Origin of the sequence: Polaribacter litorisediminis (genome assembly GCF_019968605.1) — a bacterium.
Classification (GTDB): Bacteria; Bacteroidota; Bacteroidia; order Flavobacteriales; family Flavobacteriaceae; genus Polaribacter; species Polaribacter litorisediminis.
This window is the reverse complement of sequence record NZ_CP082966.1, coordinates 861,506-877,132: the sequence shown is the minus strand read 5'-3', so window position 1 is coordinate 877,132 and position 15,627 is coordinate 861,506. Positions and strand designations below refer to the sequence as shown.

Sequence of the window (15,627 nt, the reverse complement as noted above, 5' to 3'; positions counted from 1 at the left end):
ATTGAATCTTTTTTAGGTTTTATCTACCAATCTAAAACCTTCGCCATGAATATTTAAAATTTCTACAGCATCATCCTCTTTTAAATATTTACGCAACTTTGCGATATAAACATCCATACTTCTTGAGGTAAAGTAATTATCATCTCTCCAGATCTTTGTAAGAGCTAACTCTCTTGGCATTAAATCATTTTTATGAATTGCCAACATTCGTAATAACTTACTTTCTTTAGGCGATAATTTACTTGGCACGCCATCTTTGCCCACCGATAAATGACGTAGCTTAGAGTTAAAGAAAAATGAACCAATATTAAATTCGAACTGCTCTGATTCTGTTGATTTATCAGCGCCTTTGCGCTGTAAAATAGCTTTTATTTTATGCAACAAAACTTCAGAATCAAAAGGTTTATTTAAATAATCATCTGCACCAACTGAATAACCTTTTAAAACATCTTCTTTTAATGTTTTGGCTGTTAAAAAAATAATTGGCACTTCTTTATTGGTTACTCTAATATCTTGTGCTAATGAAAAGCCATCCTTACGAGGCATCATTACATCTAAAATACACAAATCGTAATCGCTGTTCTTAAACATAATTAAACCTTCTATTCCGTCTTTAGCATGCGTAACATTATAATCATTTAGCGCTAAATAATCTTTTAAAACGGTTCCAAAATTTGGATCGTCTTCTACTAACAAAATTTTCTTACTTCCCATTTTATAAACTTTTTAAATTAAAGGTAATTTTACTGTAAATATGCTTCCTTTTCCTTTTTCACTTTCTACGAACACTGTTCCGTGGTGTTTTTCAACAATTTCTTTTACATAAGCTAATCCTAGACCATGACCTTTTACATCATGAATGTTTCCTTTTTGCTCCCTATAAAATTTATCAAAAACACTTTTCTGAACACTTTTACTCATTCCAATTCCTTCGTCTTTTATTTTAATAATAAAAAACTTATTCATACTCTCTGTGTAAACATTAATTTTTGGAGGCGCTACAGAGTATTTTATTGCATTCTCTAATATGTTAACTACAACATTGGTAAGATGAAATTCATTTCCAGAAATTTCAGTTGTAATTGCATGAAAATGCTTCTCTATTGTTCCTTTTTTATCATTTACCAATAAACTAACATGTGTAATGGCATCTTCTATGATATCATGAACATCTACAGTTTCTTTCGCAATATCTAACTGATTTTTTTCTAATCTAGAAATTCGTAATACATTTTCTACCTGCGTATGCATTCTTTTATTTTCATCACGAATCATATTTACATAGCGCAAAACTTTTTCGTTATCATTTATAATTTTTGGATTTCTAATGGAGTCTAAAGCTAAATTGATCGTAGCAATTGGGGTTTTAAACTCGTGTGTCATATTATTAATAAAATCTGTTTTTATTTCTGATATTTTTTTCTGTTTTATTAACTGGTATAATGAACTTGAAAAGGCTACGATAATAATAAAAATAAAAAATAATGAAAGCAGTAATATGTTAGAAATACCTGATAAAATATGCTTGTTTTTTGTTGGAAACTCTATATGCAAGATATAATCAGGATTGTCATTGTCATTAAAAGATAAGGGATAGGTATAACTATCTTTCTGACTCACTGTATAATAACCTGATTTTAGTTTTGTTGCTAAGCCATCAATACCATACACACCATATTTAAAATCTAAAAATATATTCCTTTTTTCTAATTCATCTTTTATCGTTTCATTTAATTCTCTGTTGCTAATTCTTTGATTTAAAGGGATTTTTCTTTGCCATTCTTTTCTGAATTCAGAAAATTGAAAATCTTCATACTTTTTCATTCTTCCTACAAAAGAGTAGCGTTTTTCATCACCAGAATTAAAAATATGATCTTCATCTTTGATAAAACTAGTTTGAAAAAAATCTTTTTTACCAGAAACTCTTTTAAAAATAACAGTTTCATTATCCAAAAAGTCTAAAGGAATTTCAAAATTTTCTTCTAAAATTGTAGTTCCATAAGTAATTTTTCTATTGTTCGTGGTATCAATTTGTTGAAACAAATAATTTTTAAGTTCCGCATTATCTGCCAATGTTTCTCTTGATAAAATATCTTGAATTACATTTTCAATTTGTTGATCTTTATTTTCATTGATTCTTTCAATAACCCTCCCCAAAGATTTTTGTACATCATTCTTAAATTGTTCTTTTTTACTCTCTACTGCATTATTAATCCAATAGAGTTGTACAGAGATAATTCCTATCAAGGAAATACTCATTAAACCAACAATAAGAACAAACATTTTTTTGCCCATATATCAAAGTTAAGTTAATAAAAAATTGGAATTCTTGTTTTTAACGTAGATTAACAAAAAAGGAATAAATTTAAGAGTAATTTAACAAAAATCTTAAGTATATTTAAAATATCGAAGCTTTTCCTGTTAAAATATTATGAATTTCACGAACCCGCTTTCGGGTTTCATCAAGGTTTTCATTATAAATTATATAGTTAGATTGCAGTATTTTTTTACAGTCTTGCCATTGATTTTTCATTCTATTTAAAACCTCTTTTTTTGTTGATGAATCTCTAGCAATAACTCTTTGAATTTTAGTATTTACATCCGCATAAACGGTAATTATAACATCGCATATTAGATTACTTTTAGTTTCAAATAAAATGGCATTCTCGTAAATAATATAATTCTTTTTATTATTAATTTTCACGAATTTTTCAAAATGTTTCTTAACCTCTGGATGTATAATCGCATTTAGTTTTGCCAATTTTTCTTTGTCTCTAAAAACTATTTCTGCTATATATTTTCTATTTAAAGCATCATTTATAAAAGCCAATTCACCAAATTCTTTGATTAATTTGTCTTTTATAGTTTTTGATGAGTTCATTAATTTTTTAGCCTCATAATCAGCAATATAAATAGCTACATTATCAAACTCAGAAAAGAGTTTAGCAACCGTAGTTTTACCACTTCCGATACCCCCTGTTAAACCAACAATCATCATTTATTTTTGAATTAAAAAATCTATTTTAGCTGGTACAATTTTAAAACTTTTGATAAAATTCGGTTTTGCAATCACTTTAGGTATTAAATATCCTAAATTATTCTTTTCAGAAATAGCAAAATCGCATTCCACTTTAAAAGAAGCCTCAGAAACTTTGGCAAAATTAGATAATGCAACAATATAAACGATCTCTACCTTTTCTGTAAGAATAGTTAAACTCGTGTTCTCTGGTAAATTTTTAATTGTAAACGGAATTTGCAAAACTCCTTCTGTAAATTTATCTACTTTGCCAGCAATTGTAACTTTTAATTTGTTAATATGTAAACTATTTTGTGCTTCTGGGTTTATGATTGCAACCTGCTTACTAAAATCAGTTTTTACATCCTTTAAAGATAATTTTTTTAAATTAAGGTAATTAATTTTTTGAAGTTTAGCTTCCGGACCAGAAATAACAATAGAGTCTGGCTTTACAGATATTTCGTCTAAAAGATCGTAACCAATATGAAAATTAATTTCTAAGTTTGGTTTTATGGCTACTTTTTTAGAACTTAATACTCCTAAATTTAAATAAATAGTATCTTGAATAATCTCTTGTAAAACAACGCCAGATAATAGTTGTTTTTGAATTTTATTAGTCTGATTTCTTGGTAAAAGATAAAAATTTTCAGCCTTCTTTTTTTGCAATTCAGAAGCTTCTAACTGTATAACTTTATTCTTAAATTTAGTTCTTAAAATTTTAAATCCTGATGCTTTTATAGAAATATCTATTGCTGATATGGGTGTTTCTTGTAAAAGTTTATTTTGAGGTATATTTTCATAACTTACAGGATAAGTAACCACAGTAACATATTCTTTAGAAAATGTAATCAAAAACCAAATTAAAAAAGAGATGATTAAAAAACTTATAAATGTTTTTGGTATTTTCTTAGATTTTGTTTTCAAGAAGATAAATTTTAGTGCAAGCTACTGAAAAGCTAATAAACAAAAAAATGAGCTTTGTCTTAAAAAAGAAAAAGCTCACTTATTTATTTTCTAATAAAAATAATTACTTTACTTCGGGGGTTAAATACTTCTTACTCAACTCCATTGAAATAGCCGAACGTTCAAACTTAATTTTTCCGGCGCCTGTTTCTATCGTTACGGTATTATCATTTGTATTAATTTCTACAATTTTTCCGTGAATACCGCTAGAGGTAACCACTTTTCCTCCTTTTTTAATTTCCTTTTGAAATACTTTTTCTTTTTTCTGACGGTTCATTTGTGGTCTTATCATAAAGAAATATAAAACCGCAATCATTGCTATAAAGGGTAAAAATGACATTAAACTTCCGGCACCTGTATCGGCCTGTAATACTATTGTTAAAAACATATTGTTATTTTGCTTTTGGCGTTACCATACCTTTCAGAGTTAAAATTTCTCTTCCAGTTGCTGTATTTGTGATTAAAGTGATATTTTTTTGCTGTCTATTCTGTTTCCCATTAGTGTTAAACTTTACTTTAATGTCTTCAGTTTGACCTGGTTTAATAGGTTTTTTAGGCCAAACCGGCACTGTACAACCACATGTTACTTTAGCATCTGTAATGACTAAATCGGTTTTACCAGAGTTGGTTAATTTAAAAGTAGTTTCAACGATATCGCCCTCATTTACTGTTCCAAAATTATATTCTGTACTTTCAAAAGAAATAGAGGCTGCACCATTTTTAATTTCCACATCTCTAGATTTTGCCGTTTCTAAATTTTCTTTGTTAATTTTTGAAGTGGCGTTACCTGTCCCGTTTCCGCAAGCAATAAATAAGCTTGAAGAAATTACAAAGGCAAATAATATTATTGTTTTTTTCATGGTATTAAATTTGTGCAAAAATAACAAATAAATCGTAGTCTAACAATATCGTTACAATAAACCTCTACCTATTTTAACAATTCTTTTTTCTTTTGTAAATTCTTTAGAAATTTTATCTAAAACCCCGTTTATAAAATAACTACTCTTGGTTGTCGAGTAATCTTTAGAAATTTCTATATATTCATTAATAGTTACTCTGGTTGGTATTGACGGAAAATTAATGAATTCAGTCATGGCCATTTTTATGAGAATCATATCGATATCTGCAATTCTATCGGTTTCCCAATTAGGCGTTTTATCGGTAATATCTTGCTCATAGCTTTTCTCTTTTAAAATCGTTTTTCTAAAAAGATCAGACACAAATTGCTCATCATCAGTGTCCTTATATAATACACCTAGTGTAAAAGTTGTGTTATTCTTTTGTTTATTTAACGATCTTACAACCCATGTATTTACAAACGGAATATCATCAACCCAAGAAATCATAATATCCTCATAATAATCTGCTAGCTTTTCATTTGGCGCAATAATTTCTTTGAAAAAATCAATCACAAAAGCTTTATCGACTTTAAAGGAATCTTCTGAAGTATTTAGGTATTTTTTATACAAATCACTTTTTTGAAGTTCTTCAAAGATAATTCTTACATATTCTTTTTCTTGTTCCCAGTTTTTTAAATTATTCATTTCTAAATAACTTTCTAAACTAATACTTTCTGCAATTGCATTGATTAATTTGTTATCAATAAATTTTGTATTGGGCTTTAATTCTTCTTGAGTAGCAAGAATTTTCTTTTTGGAAAGTGCTATTTTTTTTGCGGCTAGTTTTTGTACTTCAACGAGTAGTCTAATATTTAAAACATATAAATCGAACATTTTTAAGATGCTATGTTTCAAAAATTTCTCTTCTCTAATAATGTCATCATTATGAGATTGCTGCATGGCATATACAGATTGCATTACTTTAACTCGAATATGTCTTCTGTTAATCATAATAAGAACTTATAAAATTTACTTTTAATTGCTCGGCAAAAATAGTATTAATTTAGTTTCTCATCATTACTTTTTTAATTCTTTTTTAAGAAAAAATATCTTTCTGAAACCCGTATATTCGTAGCTTATTTTTAATCTCACTTTTCTTTGAAAGCATTACAATATTTAAACAAATATTTCTCTAAATACAAATGGCGAATTTTAATAGGTTTGTTCATAACAATTTTATCCAAACTATTAGCGTTACAAGTTCCTAAAATTATTGGAGAATCTTTTAACATTGTCGAAGATTATATAAATAATAAAGTAACCGATTTAGCACAAGTAAAACATGAGCTTTTGATAAATGTACTCATTATTATTGGTGTTGCTTTATTGGGCGGGTTTCTTACTTTTTTAATGCGTCAAACCATTATTGTTACTTCAAGATTAATTGAGTTCGATTTAAAGAATGAAATTTATCAACAATACCAAAAATTATCACTCAATTTTTATAAAAAGAATAGAACGGGTGATTTAATGAATAGAATTAGTGAAGATGTTTCTAAAGTAAGAATGTATGTGGGGCCTGCCATTATGTATACCATGAACATGATTGTACTTTTTGTGGTAGGATTCTCTCAAATGGCCAGAGTAGATTTAAAATTAACTTTATATACCCTAATTCCTTTTCCGCTTTTATCTATTTCTATTTTTACTTTAAGCAAGGTTATTCATAAAAGAAGTACCATTGTGCAAGAATATTTATCAAAATTAACCACCTTTAATCAAGAGTTTTTTTCAGGGATAAATGTTGTTAAATCCTACGGAATTGAGAACTTAATTATTAAAGATTTTGATGTTATTTCTGATGAAAGCATGAAAAAAAACATTGATTTACAAAAAGCAAATGCACTTTTTTTCCCTTTGATGCTTTTATTAATAGGAATCAGTAACTTAATTGTTATTTATGTCGGTGGAAATCAATATATAAACGGAGAAATTAAAGCTGGTGTTATCATAGAATTTATACTATATGTAAATATTTTAACTTGGCCAGTAGCCGTAGTGGGCTGGGTAACTTCTATGGTACAACAGGCAGAAGCATCACAAGCAAGAATAAATGAATTTTTAAATCAGGTTCCAGAAATTAAAAACAAAAATTTATCGACCACCAAAATACAAGGTAATGTTACTTTTAAAAATGTAACATTTACTTATGATGATACCAATATTACAGCTTTAAAGAATATTAATTTCTCTGTAAAACAGGGCGAAACTTTGGCTATTTTAGGAAATACGGGTTCAGGAAAATCAACTATTATTGAACTAATTTCTAGATTATATGACACAACAAAAGGCACAATTTTTTTAGATGACACTCCTATTCAGGAAGCAAATTTAAATGATGTAAGAAGTCAAATTGGTTTTGTTCCTCAAGATCCGTTCTTATTTTCTGATAGCATTGGGAACAACATTAAATTCGGAAAAGAAGAAGCTACCGAAGAAGAAATTATAAACGCGGCAAAAAATGCGGTGGTACATGACAATATCGTTGCCTTTAAAAACGGCTATAAAACGATTCTTGGCGAGCGTGGCGTAACACTTTCTGGTGGACAAAAACAACGAGTTTCTATTGCCAGAGCTATAATTAAAAATCCTAAAATTTTAATTTTTGATGATTGCTTGTCTGCCGTAGATACAGAAACAGAAGAAAAAATACTGGCAAATTTAGAAAAAGTATCTAAAGACAAAACTACATTTATTATTAGTCACAGAGTTTCATCAGCAAAAAATGCGGATAAAATTATTGTTTTAGATGATGGTAAAATTATACAACAAGGAACTCACAATCAACTTATAACCCAAGAAGGATATTATAAAAACTTATATGAACAGCAACTTTTAGAAAAAGAAAATTAATCTTTATCGTTGCTACATAAAATATTTTATTAGATTTGTAAGTATAAAAATAAACAATTATTCAAAAAGATTATGGCAGAGAGAATTGAACAAGAAGAAATTTTTTCACAAGTATTAAGAGCAGGAAGAAGAACTTATTTTTTTGATGTAAGAGCTACAAAAGCAGATGATTACTATTTAACGGTTACAGAAAGTAAAAAGTTTACACATGATGATGGCACATTCCATTATCAAAAACACAAGATATATTTATACAAGGAAGATTTTGCAGATTTTCATGAAATGTTGCAAAAAGCTACGGATTATATAGTTACTGAAAAAGGAGACGAAGTAATTAGCGAACGTCATCAAAAAGATTTTAAAAAAGAAGAAAACTCTGGAGAAATAAAGTCGGCACAAAGTTTTACTGATGTTTCTTTTGACGACATTTAAAAGCCTAAGAATATTTTCTCATTAGTTGCTTGTTTGCGCAATGAAAAAATCTTTTATGACTAGTTTGGATGCAGATAAAAGACTTTTTAAATGCGATTAATTCAATTTACATTTACTTGAAAACCGTAAACTTCTGTTTACGGTTTTTATATTTTACACAAATTTAGGTTTATGATGCCATGTAAATAAATTGAATTATTTTTTGATTCATTAAAATTAAAAAATAATTAGCACAGTTTTCGTTAAGGTCATTTTTTTCAATAAAAAGTAAGCGGAAAAGAAACGATTTATTGCGGCATTATTTGTCTAAAATGGTATTATAAAACTTTTTTCATTATTTTACTTTTAGAAACAGTTTCCTCCCACTCTCTCGCAGCATCACTATCTTTTGTAATTCCGCCACCAACATACACAAAAGCTCTATTATTTTGAATTTCCATACAGCGTAAATTCACAAATAGCGAAGAGTTTTTAAGCTGTATATTTTGATGATACATCTGTACTTCCCCCAAAAAGCCTGTATAAAAACTGCGATTGTAATTTTCGTTTTCTAAAATGAATTTTTTAGCGTTATTTCTTGGCAAACCACAAACTGCTGGTGTTGGATGCAGAGCCCTAATTAATTCTTTTAAGGTTGATTTTTTATCTAAACTCCCCCTGACTAATGTTTTTAAGTGCAACAAATTACCGGCTTGTACGGTTTTCGTTTTGTCTATTTTTAAATTTGTAGAAATATCTTTTACCTGCTCTTTTATAAAATCGGTAACCAACTGCTGTTCATCTAGCTCCTTATTTTTCCAAACCACATTTTTTATTTGTGAAGATTTTAATTCAGAGTCTCCCTGATACACTTGTGTTCCTGCCAAAGACATTGTTTTAAAAACGGAATTCTCTATATGTAAAAGTGTTTCTGGTGTTGCGCCCAACCATAGACCAACTTTTGGATGAAACCAGGCATATACAAAAGCATTTTTATAATTTTCTAATAATTTTTGATACACTTCCAAAATATTAAAATCAGAAATATGAATTTCTTCTTTTCTAGAAATCACTACCTTTTTTAAATCGGTTGTATTGATCTCATCGATTACTTTTTTCACTAATTGAATATGATAATCTTTTGAAACTTCATCCACTAAAAATTTCTTTTTATTAGAAATAATGGATTGTAGAGCAATTGGTTCCGCTATAAATGCTGCCTTTTTTAAAGGAAATAAAATTGCTTTTTCATTGGCATCAAACGGCGCAAAAACAAACCCTGATTCAGAGAAATCATCAATAAAAAAAAGTTCATCATCCTGCATAAAAAAACCATTAATCGTGTTTTTATTCGGTTTTCGATACACTACAAAAGGTAATTCTTTATGATAATGTGTTGTTATTTTATTAAAAATTTTCAATCTATTTTTTGTCTAAAACGATATTCGTCAATTTACAAATGGAAATTAGTTGATCATCTTCATCCACAATTCTAATTTCCCATAAATGTGTTGTTCTTCCTTTATGAATTGGTTTCGCAATTCCGAAAACAATCCCCTCTTTTTTACTTTTTAAATGATTAATGCTCAACTCAATTCCTTTAATAATTTTTGTTTTTGTATCTACAAAAAGAGCAGATGCACAGCTACCAACAGTTTCTGCTAAAGCAGCCGTTGCGCCTCCATGTAAAATTCCGTAAGGTTGATAAACCTTTGAGTTTACTGGCATTTTTGCAGTTACAAAATTTTCACCTACATCAACAAACTCTATCTCTAAAGTTTCCATGAGTGTATTTTTATTTAAACTATTTAAGGCAATTAGGGTTTTTTGTTTATCCATCAAAGTAACGTTTAAAGGGTAAAAATACGCATAATTTATTGTATTTTTGTCATCTTAAATCTAATGATTTTATGTACAAAATACGCGTTATTTTAGATTCTAAAGAAGATGTAATTAGAACTGTTTTAGTTGATGATCATATTAATTTAGAAAGTTTACATGTGGCAATTGCATCTTCATTTGGTTTTGAAGGGCAAGAAATGGCTTCTTTTTATAGAACAGATGATGAATGGAATCAAGGTGAAGAAATACCTTTGTTTAACATGGCTGAAGCTGGTGAGGACATTTCTATGCAGTCTTGCATGCTAGCAGATACACTACCTGAAATAAACAATAAACTTATTTACGTATATGATTTTTTAAAAATGTGGACTTTTTATGTAGATGTGATAGAAATATTACCAGAAAAAAGAGACGATTTACCACAAACCATTTTAGTTGTTGGAGATATTCCTGCCGAAGCACCTGAAAAAGAATTCGTTGCCGACGAGTTAAATGATGATTTCGGTGATGAAGGTGATATTGATGACGAATTTGGTCATTTTGATGATTTTAATTACAATGAATATTAATTGAATTGCTTAAACTTGTTTTATTTCACTGCTTCTCTATTAAATGAAAAATTTTAAGTAACAAAATTGTATTTTAGACGTCTTATTTATTATAACCGACTAAATCAATTTCTTTGGAAACTATCTTATCTCTTAAAAATCTCGATAAAAAATACGGAGCTGTCCATGCTGTAAATAATCTTTCTTTTGATATTCAAAAAGGAAATGTTTATGGAATTTTAGGTCCAAATGGCTCTGGAAAATCGACTACTTTAGGTATTATTTTAAATGTTGTAAATAGAACTTCAGGTGAGTTCTATTGGTTTAATGGCAACCTATCTACACATGAAGCTTTAAAGAAAGTTGGTGCTATTATAGAGCGCCCCAACTTTTATCCTTACATGACTGCTTCGCAAAATTTAGCTTTAATTTGTAAAATAAAGGAAATATCCACAGAAAAAATTGATGAAAAACTAGCAACTGTAAATCTATTTGATAGAAAAGATAGCAAGTTCAGCACTTTTTCTTTAGGAATGAAACAACGTTTGGCTATTGCATCTGCACTATTAAATGACCCTGAAATTTTAATTTTAGATGAACCCACCAATGGTTTAGATCCGCAAGGAATTCATGAAATAAGACAAATCATTATAAAAATTGCTAAAAGTGGTACAACAATCTTATTAGCTTCTCACCTTTTAGATGAAGTTGAAAAAGTGTGCTCTCATGTTGTAGTCATCAGAAAAGGAATTAAATTATATGCTGGTCGCGTAGATGAAATGACGGCTTCTAACGGTTTATTAGAATTAAAAGTAGAGAAACAAGAAAAAGAGTTGATTACCCTTCTTGAAAACCATCCTGCAATTGGTAAAATCACAAAAGATCATGAAACTATTATTACAACTTTAAATCGTGAAATTTCATCCACAGAAATAAATACTTATTTGTTTGAAAATGGCATTGTTTTATCACATTTAATAAAACGTAAACCTAGCTTAGAACAACAATTTTTAGATTTAACCAACAATAAATAATCAACGAAACCCGCAAGTTATGTTAAGACTACTTACTATAGAATTTCATAAATTAAAATATAATAAAGCGAGTAAAGTACTCACTATTATCTATTTTGGCCTGCTCACTTCCATCGCCCTAATAGCCTCTATAAAATTCGAATTTGGCGATTTTAAACTACATTTAGCAGATGCAGGAATCTTTAATTTTCCTTATATATGGCATTTTAACACCTATGTAGCTTCCATTTTAAAATTCTTTTTATTGCTCGTTATTGTTTCTATGATGTCTAACGAATATAGTTACAAAACTTTAAAACAAAATTTAATTGATGGTTTAAGTAAAAAAGAATTTATACTCTCTAAGTTTTATACAGTAATCGCTTTTGCCTTTATTTCAACCATTTTTGTATTTATAGTTTCTTTGGTTTTAGGTTTGGTCTATTCTGATTATAATGAATTTGCAATCATAGTTTCTGATTTAGAATATTTATTAGCATTCTTCATAAAATTAGTTGGTTTCTTTTCTTTTGGCTTATTTTTAGGAATTCTTGTAAAGCGTTCTGCTTTTGCAATCGGTGCTATGTTGGTCTGGTTGATTTTAGAAAGTATCTTTAAAGGTTTCTTATATTGGAATTTTCAAAATTCAGAAAAAACAAGCGAAACTGTTGATTCCATCATGCAATTTTTACCTTTAGAAGCGATGGCTAATTTAATTAAAGAACCAATTTCTAGACTAGGTGCAGTTAGATCTGCAGCCAACACAATGGGTGAAATATTTACAAAAAGTTATGCTGTCGATTTTACAACAATTTTAATAGTTTGTTTTTGGACTTTTATATTTATCTACCTGTCTTACAGATTGTTATTGAAAAGAGATTTATAATCTGTATGAAAGGTAATTCTAAACATAAAACAGGAGGATATTTTGGCGGATTGTCAATACTTTCCGCAATAAAAAATTAATTGATTAAATTGAATTCTTAAAATTAAAACCGTTTGAGATCTTTTGTAATTTACAGTACTGAAAGTAGAGGAGAAAGTTATGTTATAGTAACAAATTTGGAATTACATTGAAATAGCGCTAACTTCTAAACATAAAAACTCCAAAACAATATATTGTTTTGGAGTTTTTTATGCTTCTAAAATTAAATTTTACTTTAACCTCTTTTTAACTGCCACTTCTTTATACGCCTCAATAACATCACCTTCTTCAATGTCATTGTAATTCTTAAGTTGAAGTCCACAATCATATCCTTTTGCAACTTCTTTAACATCATCTTTAAATCGTTTTAATGAGGTTAAAACTCCGTCATGAACTACAATTCCGTCTCTAATAATTCTAATTTTAGAATCTCTAAATATTTTACCAGACATGACCATACAACCTGCAATGTTACCAACTTTAGAAATTTTATACACTTCTCTAATCTCTACATTACCGGTAACTTCTTCTTTCATTTCAGGAGATAGCATTCCTTCCATGGCGTCTTTCAAGTCATTAATTGCATCATAAATAATAGAATATGTTCTAATATCAACTTCTTCTTTGTCTGCTATTGTTCTAGCATTTCCTTGCGGACGAACATTAAACCCAACAATAATTGCATCTGAAGCTGTTGCTAGTAAGACATCACTTTCTGTAATAGCTCCAACACCTTTATGTAAAATATTTACTTGAATTTCTTCTGTTGATAATTTCTGGAAAGAATTTGTTAATGCCTCTACAGAACCATCTACATCTCCTTTTAAAATAATATTTAACTCTTTGAAATCTCCAAGTGCAATACGTCTTCCGATTTCTGCAAGTGTTAATGTTTTTTGAGTTCTTACAGATTGCTCACGTTGTAATTGAGAACGTTTAGATGCAATTTGTTTTGCTTCTCTTTCATCATCAAAAACATTAAACTTGTCTCCTGCTTGCGGAGCACCATCTAAACCTAAAATAGATACCGGAGTTGATGGTCCGGCTTCTTTTAAGTTATGTCCTTGATCATCAAACATCGCTCTTACTTTACCACTGTGTTTACCTGCTAACAAGTAATCTCCAATTTTTAAAGTTCCTGCTTGTACTAATATTGTAGAAACATATCCTCTTCCTTTATCCAGTAAAGCTTCTACAACAGCACCCACTGCATTTTTGTTAGGGTTTGCTTTTAATTCTAAAACTTCTGCTTCTAACAGTACTTTTTCTAGCAACTCAGGAACACCTTCTCCTGTTTTTGCCGAAATATCTTGAGATTGAATATTTCCACCCCATTCTTCAATCAACAAATTCATTTGAGATAATTGTGTTTTTACATTATCTGGATTGGCATTTGGTTTATCGATCTTATTAATTGCAAATATGATCGGAACTCCCGCAGCCTGCGCATGAGAAATTGCCTCTTTTGTTTGTGGCATTACATCATCATCTGCTGCAACTACAATAATTACCAAATCTGTTACTTGTGCCCCACGAGCTCTCATCGCTGTAAAAGCCTCGTGACCTGGTGTATCTAAAAATGCTATTTTTTGATCGCCAACTTTTACTGAATATGCTCCAATATGTTGCGTAATACCTCCACTTTCACCTTCAATAACATTTGCTTTTCTAATATAATCTAAAAGAGAAGTTTTTCCATGATCTACGTGCCCCATTACTGTAATAATTGGCGCTCGTACAATTAAATCTTCTGGTTTGTCTTCAACTTCTTCAATAGATTCTTCTACCTCAGCACCTACAAACTCTACCTTATGATTAAATTCTTCGGCAACAATAACTAATGTTTCAGCATCTAAACGCTGATTCATGGTAACCATCATTCCTAATGACATACATGCCGAAATAATATTTGTTACAGGAACATCCATCATCGTAGCAACTTCACTTACAGTAACAAATTCAGTTACCTTTAAAATTTTGCTATCTAATGCTTGTGCTTCTTGTTCTGCTTCTGTTTGCTCCTTACGAGCATCTCTTTTATTTCTACGATATTTTGCACCTTTTCCTCTAGAAGATTTTCCTTGAAGTTTTTCAAGAGTTTCTCTTACTTGTTTTTGGATTTCTGCTTCTGTTGGTTCTTCTTTTTTTACTGGAGAAGTTCTAGTATTTCCTCTTGCTCCTCTAAAACCAGGACTTCTTGTTCCTGGAGTTCTTGTTCCAGGGCTTCTTGTTCCTGCAGCTCTATTTCCTGTTGGTCTTCCTACTCCGCCAGTTGCTCCAGGCTTACTAATACGCTTGCGTTTCTTTTTAGCATCTGAGCTTGTAGTCTTTTTAACTTCTGGTTTTTTCTTTTTAGGTCTTTCAAATTGTTTTAAATCAATTTTTTTACCAGTAAAATTAGGGCCCTCTAGCTTTTTGTATTGCGTTTTAATCGCTTCTGCATTTTCTGCAGTAACCTCTTCTGATTTCGCTTCTACTTTTTTATCATCCTTTTTAGAGTCTGATTTGGAAACTGCTCTAGAAGCTACTTTTTCAATTTCTGAAAATGTCTTTTTAACTTTTGGAGCCTCCACTACTGGAGCAGTTGCTTGGGCAACCTTAGTTTCGGAAACTTTAGTTTCTACAACTTTAGGAGTTTCTTCCGTTTTTGCCTCTTCAACCTTTATAGTTTCCTCAACTTTAGGTACATCGACAACAACTTCTTTAGATCCTTTTGAAACCTCTTGAACTTCTTGCTTTGGTTCTTCTTTAACTTCCTTTACAACATCAACAGGTTTTTTACCAATGTTGTCAATATCTATTTTGCCAACAGTTTTAAACTCTAACTTATCTGCCTTAGCCTTAAGAACTTCTTCTTTCTTACCTTCTTCTTCCGCTCTTTTCTTCTCTAATTTAGCTTCAATTTCTAAACGAATCGCTTCTTTCTCTTTTCGTTTCTCTTCGCCAACTTCTTTAGATGCAGCTTTCTTGTTTGCATCTGTTTCAAAGCCATCTTGTAAAACTTGATAGATATCACCAGAAATTTTAGTGGTTGGTCTTGCCTCTATTTCATGACCTTTCTTTGCTAAATATTCTACTGCTCTATCTAGAGAAATGTTTAACTCTCTTAATACTTTATTAAGCCTCATTGTTTTGCCTACAGACATAAATTCTTTTT

At 29.7% G+C, this 15,627-nt stretch carries 15 protein-coding genes; 5 read left to right on the top strand and 10 right to left on the bottom strand.

Features of this window, described 5'->3' with window-relative positions; genetic code table 11:
• Positions 1-12: 12 nt before the first annotated feature.
• The 7 genes from K8354_RS03810 to nusB form a co-directional block, all read right to left on the bottom strand.
• A complete protein-coding gene (locus K8354_RS03810) occupies positions 13-714 on the bottom strand; it encodes a response regulator transcription factor (protein ID WP_223445490.1) in 702 nt (233 codons plus the stop codon).
• A 12-nt stretch (positions 715-726) separates the two neighbouring features.
• A complete protein-coding gene (locus K8354_RS03805; protein WP_223445488.1) occupies positions 727-2,283 on the bottom strand; it encodes a sensor histidine kinase in 1,557 nt (518 codons plus the stop codon).
• A gap of 115 nt (positions 2,284-2,398) precedes the next feature.
• Positions 2,399-2,998, bottom strand: a complete 600-nt coding sequence (coaE, locus tag K8354_RS03800) for a dephospho-CoA kinase (protein WP_223445486.1) — start codon at positions 2,996-2,998, stop codon at positions 2,399-2,401.
• Positions 2,999-3,940 carry a CdaR family protein gene (locus K8354_RS03795; RefSeq protein WP_223445484.1) on the bottom strand — a complete coding sequence of 314 codons (942 nt, stop codon included), beginning with the start codon at positions 3,938-3,940 and terminating at the stop codon, positions 2,999-3,001.
• Positions 3,941-4,043: 103 nt separating this feature from the next.
• Entirely contained in the window at positions 4,044-4,367 is a 324-nt protein-coding gene (yajC, locus tag K8354_RS03790; protein ID WP_223445481.1) for a preprotein translocase subunit YajC, read from the bottom strand.
• A 4-nt stretch (positions 4,368-4,371) separates the two neighbouring features.
• The gene (locus K8354_RS03785) at positions 4,372-4,839 is read right to left on the bottom strand and encodes a DUF1573 domain-containing protein (protein WP_223445479.1); all 468 of its coding nucleotides are present in this window, start codon (positions 4,837-4,839) and stop codon (positions 4,372-4,374) included.
• Positions 4,840-4,890: 51 nt separating this feature from the next.
• On the bottom strand, positions 4,891-5,829 hold the full coding sequence (gene nusB / locus K8354_RS03780) for a transcription antitermination factor NusB (protein WP_223445477.1): 939 nt from the start codon (positions 5,827-5,829) through the stop codon (positions 4,891-4,893).
• A gap of 147 nt (positions 5,830-5,976) precedes the next feature.
• On the opposite strand from nusB, the gene K8354_RS03775 reads away from it, so the two are divergent.
• Complete coding sequence (locus K8354_RS03775; protein WP_223445475.1) at positions 5,977-7,731, top strand: ABC transporter ATP-binding protein; 1,755 nt, start codon at positions 5,977-5,979, stop codon at positions 7,729-7,731.
• 72 nt (positions 7,732-7,803) lie between these two features.
• Positions 7,804-8,163, top strand: a complete 360-nt coding sequence (locus K8354_RS03770) for a PUR family DNA/RNA-binding protein (RefSeq protein ID WP_223445473.1) — start codon at positions 7,804-7,806, stop codon at positions 8,161-8,163.
• A 317-nt stretch (positions 8,164-8,480) separates the two neighbouring features.
• Here the strand turns inward: K8354_RS03770 and K8354_RS03765 are convergent, their stop codons facing one another.
• A complete protein-coding gene (locus K8354_RS03765) occupies positions 8,481-9,563 on the bottom strand; it encodes a chorismate-binding protein (RefSeq protein WP_223445471.1) in 1,083 nt (360 codons plus the stop codon).
• Position 9,564: 1 nt separating this feature from the next.
• The gene (locus tag K8354_RS03760; RefSeq protein ID WP_223445470.1) at positions 9,565-9,981 is read right to left on the bottom strand and encodes a PaaI family thioesterase; all 417 of its coding nucleotides are present in this window, start codon (positions 9,979-9,981) and stop codon (positions 9,565-9,567) included.
• A 71-nt stretch (positions 9,982-10,052) separates the two neighbouring features.
• Here K8354_RS03760 and K8354_RS03755 point away from each other — a divergent pair, with 71 nt between their 5' ends.
• The 3 genes from K8354_RS03755 (at position 10,053) to K8354_RS03745 (ending at position 12,431) form a co-directional block, all read left to right on the top strand.
• A complete protein-coding gene (locus K8354_RS03755; RefSeq protein ID WP_223445469.1) occupies positions 10,053-10,553 on the top strand; it encodes an IS1096 element passenger TnpR family protein in 501 nt (166 codons plus the stop codon).
• Between the two features lie 113 nt (positions 10,554-10,666).
• Positions 10,667-11,566, top strand: a complete 900-nt coding sequence (locus K8354_RS03750) for an ABC transporter ATP-binding protein (RefSeq protein ID WP_223445468.1) — start codon at positions 10,667-10,669, stop codon at positions 11,564-11,566.
• 19 nt (positions 11,567-11,585) lie between these two features.
• Positions 11,586-12,431, top strand: coding sequence for an ABC transporter permease (locus K8354_RS03745; RefSeq protein WP_223445467.1), 846 nt, complete (start codon positions 11,586-11,588; stop codon positions 12,429-12,431).
• 269 nt (positions 12,432-12,700) lie between these two features.
• Here K8354_RS03745 and infB read toward each other — a convergent pair whose 3' ends face one another.
• Complete coding sequence (gene infB, locus K8354_RS03740) at positions 12,701-15,616, bottom strand: translation initiation factor IF-2 (protein WP_223445466.1); 2,916 nt, start codon at positions 15,614-15,616, stop codon at positions 12,701-12,703.
• Positions 15,617-15,627 lie beyond the last annotated feature (11 nt).